A 20,591-nucleotide genomic window follows, 5' to 3' on the forward strand; every position below is an offset into this window, starting at 1 on the left:
CGACCGGGAGTGCCCGGGCAGGCCCGGCGGAGCGGACCTGTGGACGCCGCCGGCCGGGCGGGCAGCCGCCCCGGGCGAGCGCGTATGCTGTCCGGTGCGACCCGTCTCGCGACGGTCGACTTCGCGCGTCCTCCTCCCGCCGCACGCCGGCGGGGCAGTCGCCACCTCGGTCCCCGCGGTCCGCCGCGGGGTGGTGTGGCGCCCGCGGACGCCAGGGCGGTGCACCACCCGGTGCCTGCGACAACCGAGGAGTGCGGTCCCCGTGACCGCGCAGAACAGGAAGGCTGCGGCCATGGCAGTCGTCAGCATGAAGCAGCTGCTCGACAGCGGCGTCCACTTCGGGCACCAGACCCGTCGCTGGAACCCGAAGATGAAGCGCTTCATCTTCACCGAGCGCAACGGCATCTACATCATCGACCTGCAGCAGACGCTGGGGTACATCGACAACGCCTACGAGTTCGTCAAGCAGACGGTCGCGCACGGCGGCTCGATCCTCTTCGTCGGCACCAAGCGCCAGGCGCAGGAGGTCATCGCGGAGCAGGCGCAGCGGGTCGGGATGCCCTACGTCAACCAGCGCTGGCTGGGCGGCATGCTCACCAACTTCCAGACGGTCCACAAGCGGCTGCAGCGGCTCAAGGAGCTCGAGGACATGGAGCAGACCGGCGTCATGGCCGGCCTGTCCAAGAAGGAGCAGCTGGGCCTCACCCGCGAGAAGGCCAAGCTGGAGCGCAGCCTCGGCGGTATTCGCGACATGCAGAAGGTGCCCAGCGCCATCTGGATCGTGGACACCAAGAAGGAGCACATCGCCGTCGGCGAGGCGCGCAAGCTCAACATCCCCGTGGTGGCGATCCTCGACACCAACTGCGACCCCGACGAGGTCGACTACAAGATCCCGGGCAACGACGACGCCATCCGCAGCATCGCCGTCCTGACCCGCGTGGTCGCCGACGCCGTCGCCGACGGCCTCATGGCCCGCTCCGCCGCGCAGGCCAACGCCGGCCGCGGCGAGGGCGAGCAGGTCATCGGTGGCGACGAGCCACTGGCCGACTGGGAGCGCGAGCTCCTGACCGGTGGCGACGCGGCCGCGCAGGCCGCCGCGGCTCCGGCCGAGGCCCCCGCTGCGGAGGCCCCGGCCGCGGATGCTCCCGCCGCGGAGGCCCCGGCCACGGAGGCTCCTGCCGCTCCGGCCGAGGGCGAGACCGCCCCTCAGGCCTGATCCGCCGACGCCGTCCCCGCCCCGGTTGCGGGCGGGGACGGCGTCGCGGCACGCCGGCACCACCTTTTTCGCACCACCGACAGACCAAGAGGAAGAGACATGGCGGACTTCACCGCAGCCGACGTCAAGCGTCTCCGCGACGCCACCGGCGCCGGCATGATGGACTGCAAGAAGGCCCTCACCGAGGCCGACGGCGACTACGACAAGGCCGTCGAGTTCCTCCGCGTCAAGGGCGCCAAGGACGTCGGCAAGCGCCTCGAGCGCTCCACCACCAACGGCGTGGTGGTCAGCAAGGACGGCGGCCTGCTCGAGCTCGACTGCGAGACCGACTTCGTCGCCAAGAACGCCGACTTCGTGAAGCTGGCCGAGCGCCTCTTGGACCTCGTCCTCGAGAACCGCCCGGCCGATGTCGACGCCGCGCTGGCCCTCGAGCTCGACGGGCAGACCGTCGCCTCGCTGATCGAGGCCGAGTCGGCCCGCATCGGCGAGAAGCTGGTGCTGTCCCGCTTCGTCGTCTTCGACGGCCAGGTCGCCACCTACCTGCACAAGCGCGCCACCGACCTGCCCCCGGCCATCGGTGTCGCGGTGCAGTACAGCGGCGGCACCGAGGAGCTCGCGCGCGCCATCGCGATGCACATCGCCGCCGCCCGCCCGCGCTACCTCACCCGCGAGGAGGTCCCGGCCGAGGCGGTCGAGACCGAGCGCCGGGTCGCCGAGCAGACGGCCAAGGAGGAGGGCAAGCCCGAGCAGGCGATCACCAAGATCGTCGAGGGTCGGGTCAACGCCTACTTCAAGGACTTCGTCCTGCTCGAGCAGCCCTCGATCACCGAGCCCAAGCGCACGGTGAAGCAGATCCTCGACGAGGCCGGCATGACCGTGGAGCGGTTCGCCCGCTTCGAGGTCGGCCAGGCCTGAGCCGCACGAGCGCCCTCGCCGGCCCCGTCCCGCACCCCGGGACGGGGCCGGTGGTCTGTGCGGGCCGTCCCGCTCCACCCCTGTCCGCGCAGCGGCCCCCAGTTGCATGCGGCAGGATCACAGGAACGACTCCAGCGAGGGAAAAACCCGTTGACCGACACCACCACGCCGGAGGCATCCGTGCCCCTCTCCGCGCCCCTCTCCGCGCCCACCGCCTTCCAGCCCGCTGACCGGGGCGGCTACACGCGGGTCCTGCTCAAACTCTCCGGGGAGACCTTCGGCGGCGGCACGGTCGGCGTCGACCCCGTCATCGTGAAGGGGATCGCCGAGCAGCTCGCCGAGGTCGTGGCCAAGGGCACGCAGGTCGCCGTCGTCATGGGCGGTGGCAACTTCTTCCGCGGCGCGGAGCTCTCCCAGGCCGGCATGGACCGGACCAAGGCCGACTACATGGGCATGCTGGGCACGGTCATGAACTGCCTGGCCCTGCAGGACTTCTGCGAGAAGGCCGGGCTCGAGACCCGCGTGCAGACCGCCATCACCATGGGCCAGGTCGCCGAGCCCTACATCCCGCGCAAGGCCATCCGCCACCTGGAGAAGGGGCGGCTGGTGATCTTCGGCGCCGGGGCCGGCATGCCGTACTTCTCCACCGACACGGTGGCCGCTCAGCGCGCCCTGGAGATCGAGTGCCAGGTGCTGCTGATGGGCAAGAACGGGGTGGACGGGGTCTACGACGACGACCCGCGCACCAACCCCGCCGCCGTCATGTACGACGACCTCGACTACGCGACGGTGCTGGCCAAGCAGCTGAAGGTGGCCGACGCCACCGCGATCAGCCTGTGCATGGACAACCGCATGCCGATCGTCGTCTTCAACCTGCTGCGCGACGGCAACATCGCCCGAGCCGTGGCAGGTGAGAAGATCGGGACGCTGATCAGCGACCCGAGCTGACCGCCGGCCCCGATCGGCCCGCACACCCGCACGTACCGGCGGCGGTGAGACCCGCAGCCCCAGGAGGAGAGACCCGTGATCGACGACACCCTGCTCGACGCCGAGGAGCGGATGGACAAGGCCCTGTCGGTCGCGCGGGAGGACCTCGGCGCGGTGCGCACCGGGCGGGCCGCGCCGGCGATGTTCAACAAGATCCTGGTGGACTACTACGGCACCCCCACGCCGGTGCCGCAGATGACCTCGATCACCGTGCCCGAGGCGCGCATGGCCGTCATCAAGCCCTACGACGTCAGCCAGCTCTCGGCGATCGAGAAGGCGATCCGGGACAGCGACCTGGGCGTCAACCCGACCAACGACGGCCAGATCATCCGCGTGGTCTTCCCCCAGCTGACCGAGGAGCGGCGCCGCGACCTGGTCAAGATGGCCCGTTCCAAGGGCGAGGACGCCAAGGTCGCCATCCGCAACGTCCGGCGCCGCTCCAAGGAGGAGCTGGACCGCATCGCCAAGGACGGCGAGGCGGGGGAGGACGACGTGCGCCGGGCGGAGAAGGAGCTCGACGACCTCACCGCCAAGCACACGCACGCCATCGACGAGGCCGTCAAGCACAAGGAGACCGAGCTCCTCGAGGTCTGAGCCGCTCGAACCCTTCCGATGACAGTCGATCCTGACGCCGGACGCCGGGTGCACCCCGGCGGGTCCGGCGACCCCGACACCGGCCCGATCCCGATCCTGGGTCCCCGCCCGGCCCCGCCCCCCGGGCGGTCGCCGGCCGAGGCCCGGGCCGCCGAGCCGCCCGCCCCGGGGCCCGAGCCCCGCGCGGCCGTGACCGAGGCGCCCACGCCGACCACCGAGGAGATCGGTCCCACGCTGGTGCCCGGAGCGCGGCAGCCCACCGGCCGGGCCGGGCGCAACATGGTCGCCGCCATCGGGGTGGGCGCGGGGCTGGGCGCGGTCATCCTGGCCTCGCTGCTGATCTACCGCCCGGCGTTCCTGCTGGTGGTGACCGCGGCCGTGCTGGTCGCGGTGGTCGAGCTCGTCCGCGCCCTGCAGGCCGGCGGCGCCCGCCCACCGGTGGTCCCGGTCCTCGTCGGCACGGTGGCGATGATCGCCCTGGCCTGGACCCGGGGCGGCTCGGGGCTCGTCGTGGGCTTCCTGCTCACCGTCCTCGCCGTGCTGCTGTGGCGGCTCGGGACCGGCCCGGCCGGATACCTGCGCGACGCCTCCGCGGGGGTGCTGGTCACCCTCTACGTCCCGCTGCTGGCGGGGTTCGCGGTCCTGCTGCTCGTCCCGGACGACGGTGCTGCCCGGGTGCTGGCCTTCATCGCCACGGTCGTGGGCAACGACGTCGGCGGGTTCGCTGCCGGGGTCCTGTTCGGCAAGCACCCGATGGCGCCGTCGATCAGCCCCAAGAAGTCCTGGGAGGGCATGGCCGGGTCGGTGCTGGCCTGCGTGCTCATCGCCACCCCGATCGTCGTGCTCGCCCTGGAGGGGCCGTGGTGGGGCGGGGTGCTCTTCGGTGCCGCCCTGGCGGTCACCGCCACCATCGGCGACCTGGGGGAGTCGCTGATCAAGCGGGACCTCGGCATCAAGGACATGGGCAACCTGCTGCCCGGCCACGGCGGGATCATGGACCGGCTGGACTCGCTGCTGCCCTCGGCGGCGGTCGCCTACCTGCTGCTGTCGGTTCTCGTCCCCGGCTGACCTGCACCCTCTCCATGCGGCCACTCACGCCGGACCGACGGCGTCCCGGGCGGAGCCGGTGGCCTCGAAGCCCCGGTGGGCGTACCAGTGCCGAGGCCAGTCGGCCGCCGCCGCCTCCAGACCACGAGATCGCATCCGGCCTCGGTCGCGCCGTCCAGCGGTCGCGCCAGGGGATGACCGCGATCACGGCGATCACCGCAGCGCGCCGTACAGGTGCGGGAAGCGCAGCTCCACCGGGTCGGCGGGATGGCCCGGCTCGTACCGCACCGGGTCGGAGAGCCGGGCCACGGTGGTTGTGGTGCCCGACGCCGACGACAGGGGCGCGGCCACCGCCCGCTCCTTCGCCGCGCGGGCACGGTCCGCCGGCGCCACGGACGTCCGAGTGGTCGCGCCGCTCGGCGAGCGGAAGGGCTACGACGTCTCGGACTCCCTGGACAACGGCGGCACGGTCGAGCAACTCGAAGCCTTGGCGTGCGCGGCCGAGCCGGAGAGTGGACCCGAGCCGAAGCCGGAGGAGCCAGACGCCGGGCCGCGCGACGGAATCCTCAACCTGCGCACCTCCGCCGAGGTCCGTGACATGCCGGACCCGCTGCACCTGATCGGGGGCGTGGTGCCCGACGGCGTGATCTTCCAGGTCCACGGCCCGGCCGGTCAGTACAAGAGCTTCCTGTCGCTGGCCATGCTGCTGTCGGTCGCCAACGGCGTCCCGTGGCTGGGCCACGCGATCACCCGCTCCGGCCGGGTGGTCTACGTCCTGTCCGAGGGCGGCAAGGACCCAGGCTCCCGCATCCGGGCCTGGCTGGCGGCGCACCCTGGCTGCACTGACGACAACCTGCTCTGGGCGGAGAGCGCGATTCAGGCGAGATCCCTGGTCTTCACGGCGGACTCCTCCTGACGACGTGGCCGGTCCCGGTCCGCTCGGGTCCTCGCGGAACGTACCGGAGGGCCGGCCACCGGCCCCTGCCCGGTCCCCGCCCGCCGCAGGCCCGCAACCCACCGTCGCACCGGTCGTCGAGGCGCTGCCGGACGGCTTCGGCCCCGGTCGCGGTCGGTGTCGGCTCGCTCACCTGCAGATACGTGTGCCGGTTTGCCTGGCCTGCCGGCGACGTGTTCTCTGGGTGTCCTGAGCCCCTCGGCGAAGGCGGAAACAAGGCATGGCAACCGGGTGGTGGGCGTCGCTGTGGTCGCGACGCGCCGCACCGCGCGAGCTCCCCACGGAGCAGCCGCGGGACGCGGATCGGGCGCCGCCCCTACCGGCCCGGCCCTCCGTGCCGCCCGCTTCCGACGGGGTGGCTCGGCACCGCGCTCCGGCCGGTGCGACGCACGACGGCGCGGCAACGGTGCCGCCCCGGCACACCGCGCGCCGACAGACGTCCGGTCCGTCCGGTCGACCCGGGTCGCCCCCCGACCCGGTCCGCGGCACCCCGCTGCGACTTCCCCACGAGACGACAGGAGCCCCATCCGTGGCACAGCTCGACAATGTCATCGCCGACCTGCTCGCGATCGACGGCGCCAACGGCGCCGCGATCGTCGACATCGACAGCGGGATGGCACTCGCGTCCGGCGGCACGCCCGGCTTCGACCTCAACGTTGCCGCCGCCGGGAACTCGAACGTCGTGCGCGCGAAGCTGCGCACCATGCAGGAGCTCGAGCTGAAGGACGAGATCGAGGACGTACTGATCACGCTGGAGAACCAGTACCACCTGATCAACGTGCTCAAGGGCCAGGGCAACACGGGCCTGTTCATCTACCTCGTGCTCAACCGCGTGACCGCGAACCTCGCCCTGGCGCGGCACAAGCTGCGCGCTGTCGCGAGCACCGTGAGCGTCTGACGACGCGGCGGCGCCGCCCGACCGGGCGGCGCCGCCGGTCGCCGGCACCCGACGGGAGAGCGGTCGGGTGCCGGGGTGACCCGGCCGGGAGAGAGCCAGGCGGCGCCGAGTGCCTCAGGCGGCTGCGGTGGCGGCCTCGACGATCCGCTCCCGCACGGAGTCGACGGCGAGCTCGCCGGTGTCGATCCAGCGGGCGACGCGGCCGCCGGCCACGATGCCGACGCGGTCGCAGAAGTCGGCCAGCTCGTCGGGGTCCACCGACACCACAACGACCGAGGTCCCGTGCGCGGTCGCCTCGTCGAGCAGTTGCCGCACCTGCTGGCGGGCCCGGACGTCGAGGCCGCGGGTGGGCTCGTGCAGCACGACGACGTCCCGGGCCGAGGCCATCCACCGGGCCAGCGCCAGCTTGTGCTGGTCCCCGCCGGACAGGGCGCCGAAGGTGGTGCGGATGCTCATCGTCTTGACGTCGAGCCGGTGGACGGTGTTGATCACGCCGCGCAGCGTGGCGATCTCCTTGCGGAGGTCGGTGAGCGTGCCCCAGGCCTCCTGGGTGAGGGTGCGGGCGATCGTCTCGCCGGGGTCGACCCCGTAGGCGTCGGCGTCAGGCCGGTACACGGGCAGCCGCAGGGCGGCGGCGTCCGCGGAGGGGTCCAGTGAGCGCGGCTCCCCGTGCAGCACCGCCTGGTCGCTGAGCGCCGGCAGCTCGCCGGTGAGCGCCCCGGCGATCTCGCGGACGCCGGAGGTGCGGTCCCCGGTCAGCCCGACCACCTCGCCCTGGCGCAGTGTCAGGTCGACGCCCTCGACCCGGCCGGGGACCCGCAGGTTGCGGACCAGCAGAGCCACCTCGTCGGACGGCGCCGGCCGCGCCGGTGCCGGAACCCGGACGTCGTCCGCCGGAGACGACGGCGGCGGGGCCGACGGATCCCGGCGCACCGGCAACGACACGGGTCCGCCCACGGTCTCCGCGGCCAGCCGGACCGGGTCCAGGGACGCGCTCGGGCAGTCGAGGGCGATCCGGCCCTCCCGCAGCACCAGCACGCGGTCGACCACCTCGAGCATCTCGGGCAGCCGGTGGCTGATGTAGAGCACCCCACGCCCCTGCCGGCTCAGCCGGCCGGCGACGGCGTGCAGCCGGGTGACCTCCGAGGGCAGCAGTACCGCCGACACCTCGTCGAGCACGACCAGCCGGGTGTCCTCGGCCAGCACGCGGGCGGTCTCCACGAGGGGGTGCACGAAGTGCGGCAGCTCCCCGATCAGGGCGTCCGGGTCCGCGTCGAGGGAGACCTCGGTGAGCAGGACCTGTGCCTGCCTGCGCAGCTCCGCCTGCGGGCGCCCGGCCTGCGGTGTGCCACGGAACACAGCCTCGGCGACGGTGAGCTCGGGGTCGATCCGGACCAGCTGCTCGACGACCCCGACGCCGACGTGGCGCGCGTCTTGCGCCGACAGCGGGGCGTAGGGGGAGCCCTGCAGCGTCATCATCCCGGAGTCGGCCGCGGTGATCCCGGCGACGATGTCGCCGAGGGTCGACTTGCCTGCACCGTTCGTGCCGACGAGCCCGACGATCTCGCCCTCGGCGATGCTGAAGCAGACGTCCCGCAGAACCCGCCTGCCCCCGAAGGACTTGGTCAGCCCCTCGACCTGCAGCAACGTCATGGGCGGGCGGCCTCCCCGGCATGGTCCCCGGCCACGGGGTCGGTCGATCGTCGTGCCGAGCGTCCTCCGCGACGCTTCGTCACGGGTCCGATGCTACCCGTGCACGAGGTCGGTGCCTCCCGAACGAGGGCGGCCGAGGGGGTTCTCCCTCAGGCCCGCAACCACACCGCCGTGTCCGACGGGACGGCGCCGCCGGACACGTCGACACCGGCCAGCAGCACCTCGCTCTCGGGCAGCGGGACGTCGGCCCCGGAGACGTTGACCAGGCACACCAGGCCGCCCGGACGGCGGAATGATGCGATGGCGTAGAGGTCCTCTGGGACCGGCCTGACCATGCACACCATGGCCGCCAGCATGAAGTCGAGCTTGGCGGCGGCCACAACCACGCGCCCGACGCACTCGAAGAACGCTGGCTCCAGATCCACTGTCACGCCGTCGAGCTGCCCTACTCAGACCTCCAGGGCGCTGTGCTGGCGGATCCAGGTGTGCATGGCGATTCCGGCCGCCACCCCCGCGTTGATCGACCTGGTCGAGCCGAACTGCGCGATGGACACGGTGACCGCCGCCGCTGCGTGCGCCTCCGGAGTCAGGCCAGGGCCCTCCTGTCCGAACAGCAAGACGCAGCGCTCTGGCAGTTCCGTGGCCTCGATCGGAACCGAGCCGGGCCCGTTGTCCACCGCCACGAGTGCGAGGCCCTCCTGGGCAGCGTGGGCGGCTAGTGCGGGCACGTCAGAGTGATGCCGCAGGTGCTGGTACTTGTCTGTGATCATCGCTCCGCGCCTGTTCCATCTGCGGCGGCCGACGATGTGCACCTCGGCGGCCAGGAAGGCGTTCGCCGTCCGGACCACGGTCCCGATGTTGAGATCGTGCTGCCAGTTCTCGATGGCCACGTGAAAGGGGTGTCGGCGCGTGTCGAGGTCGGCGACGATCGCCTCGACGGTCCAGTACCGGTAGCGGTCGACGACGTTGCGCCGGTCACCGTGCGCCAGCAGCTCGGGGTCGTAGCGCGGATCCTCCGGCCAGGACCCCTCCCAGGGGCCGACCCCGAGCGATCCGCCCCACTCCGTGGGGCCTGCTACCTCCATGCCCGCGACGATGCCAGACGGGCTCAGTTGCCCCGAAACGAGCCTTTCGCCATGGTCACCGACCGGTACCAGCACCTGCGGCATCACCCCGACGTCGGTGAGCTGCTCGCCTTTGCCGCGGCAGAAGACCTGCCGGTGGTCGCCGTCGACAACCACCCCGGCTCGGTGCCGCTCGAGACGGTGCACCTGCCGCAGCGCTGCATGCTGCTGTTCGGCCAGGAAGGCCCGGGGCTCACCCCCGAGGCGCTCGCCGGCGCCGACCTGTCGGTCTCCATCGCGCAGTTCGGTTCGACCCGGTCGATCAACGCCGGCGTCGCCGCCGGGATCGCGATGCATGCCTGGATCCGCCAGCACGCCGCCCCGGGCGCGCCGGCCTAGCGCGCGGTCAGGACCTCGCGCAACGTCGTCGCGAACGCCTCCGGTTCGCCGGCGTAGCCGTGCTCGCCACCGAGGAACCCGCCATGGTGACTGGGGAAGACGGTGACCTCCTGCCCCAGGGCCTCGGCGACCGCGACGGAGGTGCGCCAGGTGAGGGTGCCCCGTGACTCGGTCCCGGCCGCGATGACCACCCGGGTCGGCGCCGCGGTCAGCGCCTCGATGTCGGGACGGTAGGCGGTGACGGCGTTCGAGGCGCCGGACAGCAGCGGGTTGTCGCGCGCTCCGTCGTCCTCGGTCGGCAGGCCGAACTGCGCGGGTTCGGGGATCGCGAAGGCGTCGGTGAACGCGCCCTGCCACGACGTCAGCGCCATGAACCCGGCCATCCCGGCCCCGAAGCCCTGCTTCCGGTACGCCGCCTGGATCTCGCGTTCCGCGGCGAAGGCCTGTTCGGCGTCCGGCAGCATGGCCAGCAAGGGAGGCTCGTGAGCGACGAGCGTGCGCACGTCGCCCGGGTGGGCGGCGACCAGGGCCAGGGCGGTCACCGCGCCGCCACTGCTGGCGAACACGTCCACGGGGCCGGCGCCGAGAGCGGTGATGACGCCGTGCAGGTCCTCGGCCTGCTGCTCGGGGTCGTGGTCGGTCCGCCCGTCGCTGCGCACGCTGCGGCCCAGGCCGCGCGGGTCGTACGTGACGACGGTGCGGTCGGGGAACAGGGAGGCCAGGGTGCCGAAGCCGCTGGCGTCCATCGGCTGGCCCACCATCACCAGCGGCGGCTGCCCGTCCGCTGCCGGCAGCGGACCGTGGACGTCGTAGGTCAGGGTGGCGCCCGGCGCCTCGAGGGTCCGCGTGTCGGTCATGCCGGTCCGACCGCCCGGCTGCGCGGAACTCATCGGTCGAGCGCGGGGTCGGCGTCGACGCCGTGGTCGGCGAGGGCCTTCTCGATCGCGTCGCACACCGTGCGCACGACGGCCACGCGTGCCCACCGCTTGTCGTCGCCGGCGACCACGTGCCACGGGGCGGCCGGGGTGTCGGTGCGCTCCAGCATCTCTTCGACCGCCGCCTCGTACTCGCCGCGGCGCTTCCGGTTGCGCCAGTCCTCGTCGGTGAGCTTCCACGCCTTGTAGGGGTTGTCGCGGCGGCGCTCGAACCTGCGCAGCTGTTCCTCGGGCGAGACGTGCAGCCAGAACTTGACGATGATCGTGCCCTCCGCGGCCAGCGACGTCTCCAGGTCGACGATCTCGCGGTACGCGCGCCGCCACGCCTCCTCGGGGGCCAGACCCTCGACCCGCTCCACGAGCACCCGGCCGTACCAGGTGCGGTCGAGCACGGTCATGCCGCCGCGGCCGGGCAGCGCGGGCCAGAACCGCCACAGGAAGTGGTGCCGCTTCTCCCGCGAGCTCGGAGCGGCGAACTGGACGACCTTCACGTGCCGGGGGTCGAGCTCGGAGATCAGGCGCTTGATCGCCCCGCCCTTGCCCGAGGCGTCCCAGCCCTCGAACAGCACGAGCAGCGGCGGGCCGAGATCACCGGACCCGATCTGCCCGCCGAGCAGCAGCCGCAGGTGCACCAACCGCTCCTGCGCCTCCTCGAGCAGCGCCTTGCCCTCCTTCTTGCCGAGGCGCAGGGAGAGGTCGACGTCGTCCAGCCGGCTCATGGGGGCAGCCTGGCACCGGCGGGTGACCTTCGCCGCGCATTCGTCCGCGGGCAGCGGGGGAGTGGGACGATGGAGGGCGCCATGTCTGCCCTCCCTCTCGTCTTCGACGCGCCCCGCCGCGGGACGCCGCCGCGCCACCTCGCCGACCTCACCCGCGAGGAGGCCCGCGCGGCGGTCGCCGACCTCGGGCAGCCGGCCTTCCGGGCCGACCAGCTCGCGCGGCACTTCTATCGCGGCGTCACCGACCCCGCGCAGATGACCGACCTCCCGGCCGACGCCCGCGAGGCGCTCACCGAGGCGCTGCTGCCCGGCCTGCTCACCCCGGTGCGGCACCAGAGCGCCGACGGCGGGCGCACCCGCAAGACGCTGTGGCGGCTGCACGACGGCGCGCTGGTCGAGAGCGTGCTCATGCGCTACCCCGGCCGGGCCACCGTGTGCATCTCCAGCCAGGCCGGCTGCGGCATGGCATGCCCGTTCTGCGCCACCGGCCAGCAGGGGCTGACCCGCAACCTCTCGGCGGCGGAGATCATCGGTCAGGCGGTCGCCGCCGCCGCGGCGATGGCGAACGGCGAGATCCCGGGCGGGCCCGGCCGGCTGTCCAACGTCGTCTTCATGGGCATGGGGGAGCCGCTGGCCAACTACGCCCGCGTGCGCAAGACCCTGGACGCGCTGCTCACCCCGGCACCGCACGGGCTGGGTCTCTCGCAGCGCTCGGTCACCGTCTCGACGGTCGGCCTGGTGCCGGCGATCCGCCGGCTGACGGAGGAGGGCCGCAACGTCACCCTCGCGGTCAGCCTGCACGCCCCGGACGACGAGCTGCGCGACACCCTGGTGCCGATCAACAACCGCTGGAAGGTCGGCGAGGTCGTCGCCGCGGCCGATGCCTACGCCGCCCGGACCGGCCGCCGTTACTCGGTCGAGTACGCGCTCATCCGCGACGTGAACGACCAGCCGTTCCGGGCGGACCTGCTCGGGAAGCTGCTCGCGGGCAAGCTCGCCCACGTCAACCTCATCCCGCTCAACCCGACGCCGGGCAGTCCCTGGGACGCCAGCCCGCTGCCGGCGCAGCGCGAGTTCGTCGCCCGGCTGCGCGCGGCCGGGGTGCCGACGACGGTCCGCGACACCCGCGGGCAGGACATCGACGGTGCCTGCGGCCAGCTCGCCGCGGCCGACCAGAGGCCACGTCCCGAGGCTCACCCCGAGCGTGCGAGGGGTGAGGAGGACGGGGTCCTTCTGGGCGTGCCCAGCGTGGCGGTGCCCACCCCGTCGGTCGAGCCACCCGTCGAGCTGGGGGCGGAGAGCGACGCATGAGCGGAGGGGTGCCGGAGGCCGAGGCCCACGGGCACAGCCACGCCGACGTCTCCGGGGGCTGGCTGCGCGCCGCGACCTTCGGGGCGATGGACGGACTGGTCACCAACACCGCACTGGTGGCCGGCGTGGGAGGAGGCGGCGCGGCGCCGCGCGAGATCGTGCTCGCGGGAGTGGCCAGCCTGGCGGCCGGCGCGATCTCCATGGCGCTGGGGGAGTACACGTCGGTCAGGACGCAGAACGAGCAGCTGGACCTGGAGGTCGAGAAGGAGCGCCGCGAGCTCGAGCGCAACCCGCACGGGGAGCTGGCCGAGTTCGCGCAGGTGCTGCGCGAGCGGGGTGTGGACGACGACCTGGCCCGGCGCGTGGCCACCCAGCTGCACCGCGATCCCGACACGGCGCTGCGGCTGCACGTCGTCGCCGAGCTGGGGCTCAACCCCGCGGACAAGCCCTCGCCGTGGACGGCGGCGGTGTCCTCGTTCCTGACCTTCTCGGCCGGCGCGGTCGTGCCGCTGCTGCCCTACCTGTTCGGGGTCTCGGTGCTGTGGGCGGCGCTGGCCTGCGGCGGGCTGGGCCTGGCCGTGGCGGGGGCGCTGTCCTCACGGTTCACCCCGCGGCCGTGGTGGTTCGCGGCGCTGCGCCAGCTGCTCTTCGGCGCGGCTGCCGCCGGTATCACCTACGCGATCGGGTTGGCGATCGGCGACACGGTCGCCTGAGCCCGGTACGCCGTGAGGCCCGCAACCCCGCCCGGGGTGCGGGCCTCACGGCGTACCGGCTACTTGCTGCGCCAGGCGTTCCGGCGACGGCGCCAGTCCAGCAGCATGATCAGGACCATGCCGGCGACGATGCCGATGATCCAGTAGTTCTCGATGTTGCCCTCGTGGTTGCCGACCAGGAACGACAGCGTGAACAGGATCGCGATGACCGCGCCGATGCGGCCCCACTTCCCGGTCTCGCCGTGCCAGCCCCAGTCCTCGGGCTGCTCGTGCTCGACCGGGTGGGCGTCGGCGCGGAGGACGGCCTCCTCACGCCCGGGCTGGTTGACCCGCTCGGTGGCGGGATGGTCCGTCGCGATCCGCTCGCGGTGGGTCTGCTCGCTCACGCTCTCTCCTCGCCGGCGTTCGTCGACCGTGCTCGCGGCGCCGCCGCGTCCTGCGGCGCGCTCGCGCGCTCGCCCCGCATTCTGGCAGGAGCCCCGGGCGGAGCACCGCGCGAGGGTCGGTACGGCGTGCCGGGCGCGGCCCCGCGTCGGGAAGGATGGGGGCGTGGCCGATCTGCGCGAGGTGACCGTGCTGGGCTCGACCGGCTCCATCGGCCGGCAGGCGATCGCGGTGGCCGAGCAGAACCCCGAGCGGCTGCGCATCACCGGCCTGGCCGCCGGCGGCGGCGACATCGGCCTGCTGGCTGAGCAGGCGCTGTCCCTGGGGGTGCGCACCGTCGCGGTCGCGCGGGCCACCGCCGCCCAGGACCTGCAGCTGGCCTTCTACGCCGCCGCCTCCAAGCGCGGCTGGTCGCGGGGCGAGTACGTCCTGCCGGAGATCCTCGCCGGGCCGCGGGCCGCCGAGGAGCTCGCCGCCCGCCCCGCCGACGTCGTCCTCAACGGCATCACCGGGTCGATCGGGCTGGGGTCGACCCTCGCCGCGCTCACCGCCGGGCGCACCGTCGCCCTGGCCAACAAGGAGTCGCTGGTCGCCGGCGGCGCACTGGTCACCGCCGCGGCCGCGCCCGGACAGCTCGTGCCGGTGGACTCCGAGCACTCGGCTCTGGCGCAGTGCCTGCGCGGCGGCGCCCGCGGCGAGGTCGCGAGACTGGTGCTGACCGCCAGCGGCGGCCCGTTCCGGGGGCGGACGGCGGCGGAGCTCGACGGCGTCACCGTGGAGCAGGCTCTGGCCCACCCCACCTGGGACATGGGGCCCGTCGTCACGATCAACTCGGCCACGCTGGTCAACAAGGGCCTCGAGCTGATCGAGGCGCACCTGCTCTTCGGCGTCCCCTATGCCGACATCGACGTCGTGGTGCACCCGCAGTCGATCGTGCACTCGATGGTCACCTTCGCCGACGGCGCGACCATCGCCCAGGCCAGCCCGCCCGACATGCGGCTGCCGATCGCGCTGGCGCTGGCCTGGCCCGACCGGCTGCCGGACGTGCAGCCGGCGCTGGACTGGTCGCAGGCGAGCACCTGGGAGTTCCTGCCCCTCGACGAGGAGGCGTTCCCCGCCGTCCGGCTCGCCCGGCGGGCGGGGGAGGCCGGCGGGGTCGTGCCGGCGCTGTACAACGCGGCCAACGAGGAGGCGGTCGCCGCGTTCGCCGCGGGTCGGCTGTCGTTCCGGGGCATCGTCGACCTCGTCGCGCGTACCCTCGACGACGCGCCGGACCTCGGCGCCCCCACCTGCGTCGAAGACGTGCTGGCGGCGGAGAAGTGGGCCCGGGAGCACGCCCGGGGAGTCATCGCCGGAGGCTGAGCTGAGCGGGATCCTGCTGACGGTCCTCGGGATCGTCGCCTTCGCCGTCGGTCTGCTCTTCTCCATCGCCTTCCACGAGGCCGGCCACTTCTGGTGGGCCCGGAAGTTCGGTATGCGGGTACCCCAGTTCATGGTCGGGTTCGGCCCGACCATCTGGTCGCGCACCAAGGGGGAGACCGAGTACGGGATCAAGGCCGTCCCGCTCGGTGGCTACATCCGCATCGTCGGGATGATCCCCCCGGCGGAGGAGGGCGAGAGCGCGCGCGCCACCCGGATGCGCAGCTTCATCGCCGAGGTCCGCGGGCAGGCGCTCAACGACGTCCTCCCGACCGACGGCGACCGCGTCTTCTACAGGAAGCCCTGGTGGCAGCGGGTCGTCGTGATGTTCGCCGGCCCCTTCCACAACCTGGTGCTCGCCGTCCTGTTCTTCGCGGTCACCCTGACCGCCGTCGGCACCAGCGTGTTCACCACGACGGTCCGCGAGGTGCCCGCCTGCGTGCTGCCCGCGGGAGCGGCCAGCGCGAGCGCCGCGGACCCGTGCTCCGTGCCGATCACCGCCGCCGGCGAGCTCTGCGAGGCCGGGGCGCCCGGCTGCGCGCTGCCGCAGCGCAGCCCGGCCGCGGAGGCCGGGCTCCGGCCGGGCGACACCATCGTGGCCATCGAGGGGCAGGCGATCGACCGGACCGCCTACGACAGCTGGACGGCGGTGCAGGAGGCGATCCGCACCAGCCCGGGCCGGCCGCTGCAGCTGACCGTCGAGCGCGACGGCGAGCAGCGCGACCTCACCGTCACCCCGATCGCCAACACCGTCTACGTCGAGGCCGGCAGCGACGAGACGACCACCGCCGGCTACCTCGGGGTGGCGCCGTCGCCCGAGCTGGCCCGGCAGTCGGTGGCCGCCCTGCCCGGCTACTTCGGCACGGTCGTCGCGAACTCCGTCGAGCGGCTGGTGGAGATCCCGCAGAAGATCCCCCAGCTGTTCAGGGCCGCGTTCCTCGGCGAGGAGCGGGACGCGAACGGGCCGATCGGGGTCGTCGGCGTCGGCCGGATCTCCGGCGAGGTCTTCGCCATCCAGGAGTTCTCCGGCGCGGAGAAGGTCAGCTTCTTCCTCAGCCTGCTGGCCAGCGTCAACCTGGTGCTGTTCCTGTTCAACCTGCTGCCGATCTACCCCCTCGACGGCGGGCACGTGGCGGGGGCGCTCTACGAGAAGGCGCGGTCGACCGTCGCCCGGGTGCGCGGTCGCCCGGACCCGGGCCCCTTCGACATCGCCCGGCTGATGCCGGTCGCCTACGTGGTCGCCGGGCTGTTCATCGGGCTCTCGGCGCTGCTGCTGATCGCCGACGTCGTCAACCCGATCACGCTGCAGTAGCGCCCGGGCGGGCGTCACAGCGGCGCCATCAGCACCGCCGTGCAGCGCGGGCGATACTGGGTGTCATGGCGACCCCCGTCAGTCTCGGCATGCCCGCTGCGCCCCCGCCCGTCCTGGCCCCCCGCCGGCGGACCCGGCAGCTCGACGTCGGTGGCGTCGGCGTCGGCAGCGATTTCCCCGTCAGCGTGCAGTCGATGACGACGACCAAGACCGCCGACATCAACGCCACGCTGCAACAGATCGCCGAGCTCACCGCCGCCGGCTGCCAGATCGTGCGGGTCGCCGTCCCCGACACCGACGACGCCGAGGCGCTGCCGGCGATCGCCAAGAAGTCTCAGATCCCGGTCATCGCCGACATCCACTTCCAGCCGCGCTACGTCTTCGCCGCGATCGACGCCGGCTGCGCCGCCGTCCGCGTGAACCCGGGCAACATCAAGAAGTTCGACGACCGGGTCGGCGAGATCGCCAAGGCCGCCAAGGATGCCGGCATCCCGATCCGGATCGGCGTCAACGCCGGGTCGCTGGACAAGCGACTGCTGGCCAAGTACGGCAAGGCCACCCCCGAGGCGCTGGTCGAGTCGGCGCTGTGGGAGTGCTCGCTGTTCGAGGAGCACGACTTCCGCGACATCAAGATCTCGGTCAAGCACAACGACCCGGTGGTCATGGTTCGCGCCTACGAGCTGCTGGCCGCGCAGTGCGACTACCCGCTGCACCTGGGCGTCACCGAGGCCGGGCCGGCGTTCCAGGGCACGATCAAGTCCGCCGTCGCCTTCGGCGCGCTGCTCTCCCAGGGCATCGGCGACACCATCCGCGTCTCGCTGTCCGCCCCACCGGTGGAGGAGGTGAAGGTCGGCACCCAGATCCTGGAGTCGCTGAACCTCCGCCAGCGCGGCCTGGAGATCGTCAGCTGCCCGTCCTGCGGCCGGGCGCAGGTCGACGTCTACACGCTCGCCGACGAGGTCACCGCCGGCCTCGACGGGCTCGAGGTGCCGCTGCGCGTGGCGGTCATGGGCTGCGTCGTCAACGGCCCGGGCGAAGCACGCGAGGCCGACCTCGGCGTGGCGTCGGGCAACGGCAAGGGGCAGATCTTCGTCAGGGGCGAGGTCGTGAAGACCGTGCCGGAGTCGCAGATCGTCGAGACCCTGATCGAGGAGGCCATGCGCCTCGCCGCCGAGCAGACCGACGCCGGCACCCCCTCCGGCCCGCCCGTCGTCACCGTCGGCTGACGCGTCCGTGCTCCGTACGCCGACGGCCCGGGTGCTCGACGAGGAGGACGAGCCCGCCGTCCGCCGCCTGCTGGCCACCGACCCGGTCGCCGCGTGCGTCCTCGCCGGCCGGGTGGAGGCCGTCGGCACGGCGGCGTCCGCCCTCGGCGCACCGCTGTGGGGGTTCGGCGCCGGTCGGTCGCTCGAGGCGGTCTGCCTGGCGGGGGCCAACCTCATCCCGTTCGCCCTGCCCGGCGCGGAACGGGCCGCGGCCGTCGCCTTCGCCGAGCGCGCGCGGCGGGCCGGCCGGCGGTGCTCGACGATCGTCGGGCCCGCTGCCGCCGTCGCCCCGCTGTGGGAGCTGCTCGCGCCCGCCTGGGGGGCGTGCCGGGACTGCCGCCCGTGCCAGCCGCTGCTGGCCATCGAGGGCCCGCCGGCGGTGGCGCCGGAGCCGCAGGTCCGCCCGGTCCGCCCCGCGGAGCTGGAGATCCTCCTGCCGGCGGCGGTGGCCATGTTCACCGAGGAGGTCGGCGTCAGCCCGCTGCGGGTCGACGGCGGTGCCGGCTACCGGGCGCGGGTCTCCGAGCTCGTCCGCGCCGGCCAGTCGCTGGCCTGGATCGAGCGCGGCGAGGTGCTGTTCAAGGCCGAGATCGGCGCGGTCTCGCGCGGCGTCTGCCAGATCCAGGGGGTGTGGGTGGCCCCCGGTCACCGCGGCCGCGGCGTCGGCACCGCCGGTACCGCCGCGGTGGTGGAGTACGCGCGCACCACCATCGCCCCGGTGGTGAGCCTCTACGTCAACGACTTCAACACCCCCGCCCGGGCGGCCTACGCCCGGGTCGGCTTCGAGCAGGTCGGGACCTTCGCCAGCATCCTGTTCTGAGCCCGTCCCCAGCGGGCCGGAGCGGCTGCCCGGTGCCGTCGGTGGCGTCTGGAACGCTGTCTCCCCGTGCGCACACGTCGGGGGACGGTCCTGGGAACCACGCTCCTGCTGCTCGCCGCGCCGGCGCTGGCCGCCTGCTCCGGCGACGCGGAGGGCGACGTCCGGGAGGCCGCTGAGGCGTTCCTCGAGGACTGGGCGGCCGGGGACGCCGATGCCGCCGCCGGCGCCACCACCGACCCGGAGACGGCCGGCGCGCTGCTGGAGCAGGCCGCCGCGGACCTCCCCGGCGCCACCCTCGCCGCCGAGGTGGGGGACGTCGCCGTCGAGGACGGCACCGCCACGGTCACCTGGACCGCGACCTGGGACCTCGCCGCCGCGCCCGAGTGGAGCTACCCGGCCACCCTGCGCCTGCGCGAGGCCGACGAGGGCTGGGACGTCGTCGCCGAGCCGACCCTGGTGCACCCGGAGCTCGGCGAGGGGCAGCACCTGCTGGTCGAGCGGGCCCTGCCCGAGCGGGCACCGATCACCGACGCCGCCGGGGCGCCGCTGTTCACCCCCACCGAAGTCGTCAACGTCGGCGTCGACCCGGCTCAGGTGACCGACCTGCCCGCGCTGGCCGCGGCGCTGTCGGCGGCCACCGGGATCGCCGCCGAGGAGATCGCCGCCGACGTCCAGGCCGCTCCGGCGGCCCAGTTCGTCCCTGTGATCACGCTGCGGCGACCGGACTTCGAGGCGATCCGGGCGCAGGTCTTCGACCTGCCCGGCGCGGTCTTCCCGACCGACACCCGGCTGCTCGCCCCCTCCGCCCGCTTCGCCTCGGCGCTGCTCGGCCGGGTCGGGCCGGCCACCGCCGAGGTGGTGGAGGAGTCCGGCGAGGAGGGCGCGCCGGTCTACGCCGCCGGCGACCAGCTGGGTCTCTCCGGGCTGCAGCGAGCCCTCCAGGAGCAGCTCACCGGCACCCCCGGCTTCACCGTGACCGTGGTCAGCACCGACGACGGCACCGGCGACGCCGGCCGGGAGATCGACGCCGTCGCCCCGGTGCCCGGCCAGCCGGTGCAGACACCTCTGGTGCCCGCCGTCCAGACCGCCGCCGACGCCGCCGTCGCCGGGCAGCCCCTGCCCACCCACCTGGTTGTCGTCCGGCCCGGTACCGGGGAGATCCTCGCGGTCTCCTCCAACGAGGCGGCCGCCGCGGGCGATGCGCTGGGCGGCCAGTACCCGCCGGGGTCGAGCATGAAGACGATCACCGCCACGGCGCTGCTGAGCACCGGCGCGCTCACCCCGCAGACGCCGGTGCCCTGCCCGGGCACGACGGTCGTGGACGGCCGCGAGTTCGAGAACCAGAACCAGTTCGACCTCGGCACGGTGCCGTTCACCGAGGCCTTCGCCCGGTCGTGCAACACGACCTTCATGCAGCAGGCGCTGGGTCTGCCCGACGGCGCGCTCGCCGCCGCGGCCGCCTCCTACGGGGTGGGCACCGACTGGCAGCTGCCCGTCGACGTCTTCAGCGGCAGCGTGCCCGCGGACAGCACCGGGACGACGAAGGCGGCCGACGCCATCGGCCAGGGCCGGGTGCTGATGAGCCCCGCCCAGCTGGCCCTCGTCGCGGCCGGTGTGGCCGGGGGCACCGCGGTGGTGCCGGTGGAGGTCGTCGGTGCCGAGCCGGCCGGCGCGATCCCGGCCGGCCCCGACCCGGCGGTGCTCGAGGCGCTGCGCCCGATGATGCGGCAGGTGGTGCTGTCCGGGACCGCCTCCGCCCTGGCCGACCGCGGTGAGGTCTACGGCAAGACCGGGACGGCGGAGTACGGCAGCAACACGCCGCCGGACGCGCACGGCTGGTTCATGGGCTACCAGCTCGCCGGCCCGCAGGGCGACCTGGCCTTCGCCGTCCTGGTGGAGGGCGGGCAGTCCAGCAGCGCGGCGGTCGGGGTCACCGACGCCTTCCTCGGCAACCTGGGGTAGGGACCCCACCCGGCGCGAACGGC

Annotated in this window: 22 protein-coding genes; 15 read left to right on the plus strand and 7 right to left on the minus strand. The window is 73.6% G+C overall.

Annotation, left to right across the window (positions count from 1 at the left end):
- Positions 1 to 292 precede the first annotated feature (292 nt).
- From rpsB to BMZ50_RS22025, 5 genes are all read left to right on the plus strand, one after another.
- Positions 293 to 1,216 (plus strand): 30S ribosomal protein S2, encoded by a 924-nt coding sequence (gene rpsB, locus BMZ50_RS22005; protein WP_091329538.1) that lies wholly within the window; start codon positions 293 to 295, stop codon positions 1,214 to 1,216.
- Between the two features lie 99 nt (positions 1,217 to 1,315).
- Positions 1,316 to 2,131, plus strand: a complete 816-nt coding sequence (gene tsf, locus BMZ50_RS22010; RefSeq protein WP_091329540.1) for a translation elongation factor Ts — start codon at positions 1,316 to 1,318, stop codon at positions 2,129 to 2,131.
- 150 nt (positions 2,132 to 2,281) lie between these two features.
- Complete coding sequence (gene pyrH, locus BMZ50_RS22015; protein ID WP_425432023.1) at positions 2,282 to 3,079, plus strand: UMP kinase; 798 nt, start codon at positions 2,282 to 2,284, stop codon at positions 3,077 to 3,079.
- 75 nt (positions 3,080 to 3,154) lie between these two features.
- Positions 3,155 to 3,712, plus strand: coding sequence for a ribosome recycling factor (gene frr / locus BMZ50_RS22020; protein ID WP_091329541.1), 558 nt, complete (start codon positions 3,155 to 3,157; stop codon positions 3,710 to 3,712).
- Positions 3,713 to 3,730: 18 nt separating this feature from the next.
- Positions 3,731 to 4,780: a phosphatidate cytidylyltransferase gene (locus BMZ50_RS22025; RefSeq protein ID WP_091329543.1), complete on the plus strand. Its 1,050-nt coding sequence runs from the start codon at positions 3,731 to 3,733 to the stop codon at positions 4,778 to 4,780.
- Between the two features lie 192 nt (positions 4,781 to 4,972).
- On the opposite strand, the gene BMZ50_RS23850 is transcribed toward BMZ50_RS22025, so the two are convergent.
- Positions 4,973 to 5,110, minus strand: a complete 138-nt coding sequence (locus BMZ50_RS23850; RefSeq protein ID WP_177212937.1) for a DUF952 domain-containing protein — start codon at positions 5,108 to 5,110, stop codon at positions 4,973 to 4,975.
- Positions 5,111 to 5,162: 52 nt separating this feature from the next.
- Between BMZ50_RS23850 and BMZ50_RS22030 the strand changes: the two genes are divergently transcribed.
- Both BMZ50_RS22030 and BMZ50_RS22035 read left to right on the plus strand, forming a co-directional pair.
- The gene (locus BMZ50_RS22030; RefSeq protein ID WP_177212938.1) at positions 5,163 to 5,675 is read left to right on the plus strand and encodes an AAA family ATPase; all 513 of its coding nucleotides are present in this window, start codon (positions 5,163 to 5,165) and stop codon (positions 5,673 to 5,675) included.
- Positions 5,676 to 6,243: 568 nt separating this feature from the next.
- Positions 6,244 to 6,612: a hypothetical protein gene (locus BMZ50_RS22035; protein WP_091329548.1), complete on the plus strand. Its 369-nt coding sequence runs from the start codon at positions 6,244 to 6,246 to the stop codon at positions 6,610 to 6,612.
- Positions 6,613 to 6,726: 114 nt separating this feature from the next.
- Here the strand turns inward: BMZ50_RS22035 and BMZ50_RS22040 are convergent, their stop codons facing one another.
- From BMZ50_RS22040 to BMZ50_RS22050, 3 genes are all read right to left on the minus strand, one after another.
- Positions 6,727 to 8,265, minus strand: a complete 1,539-nt coding sequence (locus BMZ50_RS22040; RefSeq protein WP_091329549.1) for an ATP-binding cassette domain-containing protein — start codon at positions 8,263 to 8,265, stop codon at positions 6,727 to 6,729.
- A gap of 149 nt (positions 8,266 to 8,414) precedes the next feature.
- Complete coding sequence (locus BMZ50_RS22045; protein WP_091329551.1) at positions 8,415 to 8,690, minus strand: hypothetical protein; 276 nt, start codon at positions 8,688 to 8,690, stop codon at positions 8,415 to 8,417.
- A 24-nt stretch (positions 8,691 to 8,714) separates the two neighbouring features.
- Positions 8,715 to 9,425, minus strand: a complete 711-nt coding sequence (locus BMZ50_RS22050) for a TrmH family RNA methyltransferase (RefSeq protein WP_245753803.1) — start codon at positions 9,423 to 9,425, stop codon at positions 8,715 to 8,717.
- On the opposite strand from BMZ50_RS22050, the gene BMZ50_RS22055 reads away from it, so the two are divergent.
- Positions 9,402 to 9,728: a TrmH family RNA methyltransferase gene (locus BMZ50_RS22055; protein ID WP_245753804.1), complete on the plus strand. Its 327-nt coding sequence runs from the start codon at positions 9,402 to 9,404 to the stop codon at positions 9,726 to 9,728. The two genes, BMZ50_RS22050 and BMZ50_RS22055, sit on opposite strands and share 24 nt — an antisense overlap.
- Here the strand turns inward: BMZ50_RS22055 and BMZ50_RS22060 are convergent.
- Together BMZ50_RS22060 and BMZ50_RS22065 are read right to left on the minus strand one after the other, a co-directional pair.
- Positions 9,725 to 10,585, minus strand: coding sequence for an alpha/beta fold hydrolase (locus tag BMZ50_RS22060; protein ID WP_091329555.1), 861 nt, complete (start codon positions 10,583 to 10,585; stop codon positions 9,725 to 9,727). The two genes, BMZ50_RS22055 and BMZ50_RS22060, sit on opposite strands and share 4 nt — an antisense overlap.
- A gap of 29 nt (positions 10,586 to 10,614) precedes the next feature.
- The gene (locus BMZ50_RS22065) at positions 10,615 to 11,382 is read right to left on the minus strand and encodes a polyphosphate kinase 2 family protein (protein ID WP_091329557.1); all 768 of its coding nucleotides are present in this window, start codon (positions 11,380 to 11,382) and stop codon (positions 10,615 to 10,617) included.
- 81 nt (positions 11,383 to 11,463) lie between these two features.
- Between BMZ50_RS22065 and rlmN the strand changes: the two genes are divergently transcribed.
- Positions 11,464 to 12,693, plus strand: a complete 1,230-nt coding sequence (gene rlmN, locus BMZ50_RS22070; protein ID WP_091329559.1) for a dual-specificity RNA methyltransferase RlmN — start codon at positions 11,464 to 11,466, stop codon at positions 12,691 to 12,693.
- Positions 12,690 to 13,406 (plus strand): VIT1/CCC1 transporter family protein, encoded by a 717-nt coding sequence (locus BMZ50_RS22075; RefSeq protein ID WP_091329561.1) that lies wholly within the window; start codon positions 12,690 to 12,692, stop codon positions 13,404 to 13,406. Before rlmN ends, BMZ50_RS22075 begins: the two co-directional genes overlap by 4 nt.
- Positions 13,407 to 13,465: 59 nt before the next feature.
- Here BMZ50_RS22075 and BMZ50_RS22080 read toward each other — a convergent pair whose 3' ends face one another.
- Entirely contained in the window at positions 13,466 to 13,792 is a 327-nt protein-coding gene (locus BMZ50_RS22080) for a DUF2631 domain-containing protein (RefSeq protein ID WP_091329562.1), read from the minus strand.
- A 163-nt stretch (positions 13,793 to 13,955) separates the two neighbouring features.
- Here BMZ50_RS22080 and dxr point away from each other — a divergent pair, with 163 nt between their 5' ends.
- From dxr to BMZ50_RS22105, 5 genes are all read left to right on the plus strand, one after another.
- The gene (dxr, locus tag BMZ50_RS22085; protein ID WP_091329565.1) at positions 13,956 to 15,152 is read left to right on the plus strand and encodes a 1-deoxy-D-xylulose-5-phosphate reductoisomerase; all 1,197 of its coding nucleotides are present in this window, start codon (positions 13,956 to 13,958) and stop codon (positions 15,150 to 15,152) included.
- Positions 15,153 to 15,183: 31 nt separating this feature from the next.
- Positions 15,184 to 16,521: a M50 family metallopeptidase gene (locus BMZ50_RS22090; protein ID WP_281245457.1), complete on the plus strand. Its 1,338-nt coding sequence runs from the start codon at positions 15,184 to 15,186 to the stop codon at positions 16,519 to 16,521.
- Positions 16,522 to 16,586: 65 nt separating this feature from the next.
- Positions 16,587 to 17,747, plus strand: a complete 1,161-nt coding sequence (ispG, locus tag BMZ50_RS22095; protein ID WP_091329567.1) for a flavodoxin-dependent (E)-4-hydroxy-3-methylbut-2-enyl-diphosphate synthase — start codon at positions 16,587 to 16,589, stop codon at positions 17,745 to 17,747.
- Between the two features lie 7 nt (positions 17,748 to 17,754).
- On the plus strand, positions 17,755 to 18,606 hold the full coding sequence (locus tag BMZ50_RS22100; protein ID WP_091329569.1) for a GNAT family N-acetyltransferase: 852 nt from the start codon (positions 17,755 to 17,757) through the stop codon (positions 18,604 to 18,606).
- Between the two features lie 66 nt (positions 18,607 to 18,672).
- Complete coding sequence (locus tag BMZ50_RS22105; RefSeq protein ID WP_091329570.1) at positions 18,673 to 20,568, plus strand: penicillin-binding transpeptidase domain-containing protein; 1,896 nt, start codon at positions 18,673 to 18,675, stop codon at positions 20,566 to 20,568.
- Positions 20,569 to 20,591: the final 23 nt, after the last annotated feature.

The sequence above is a fragment of the Geodermatophilus ruber genome, assembly GCF_900114385.1.
In the GTDB taxonomy this organism is placed as follows: Bacteria; Actinomycetota; Actinomycetes; order Mycobacteriales; family Geodermatophilaceae; genus Geodermatophilus; species Geodermatophilus ruber.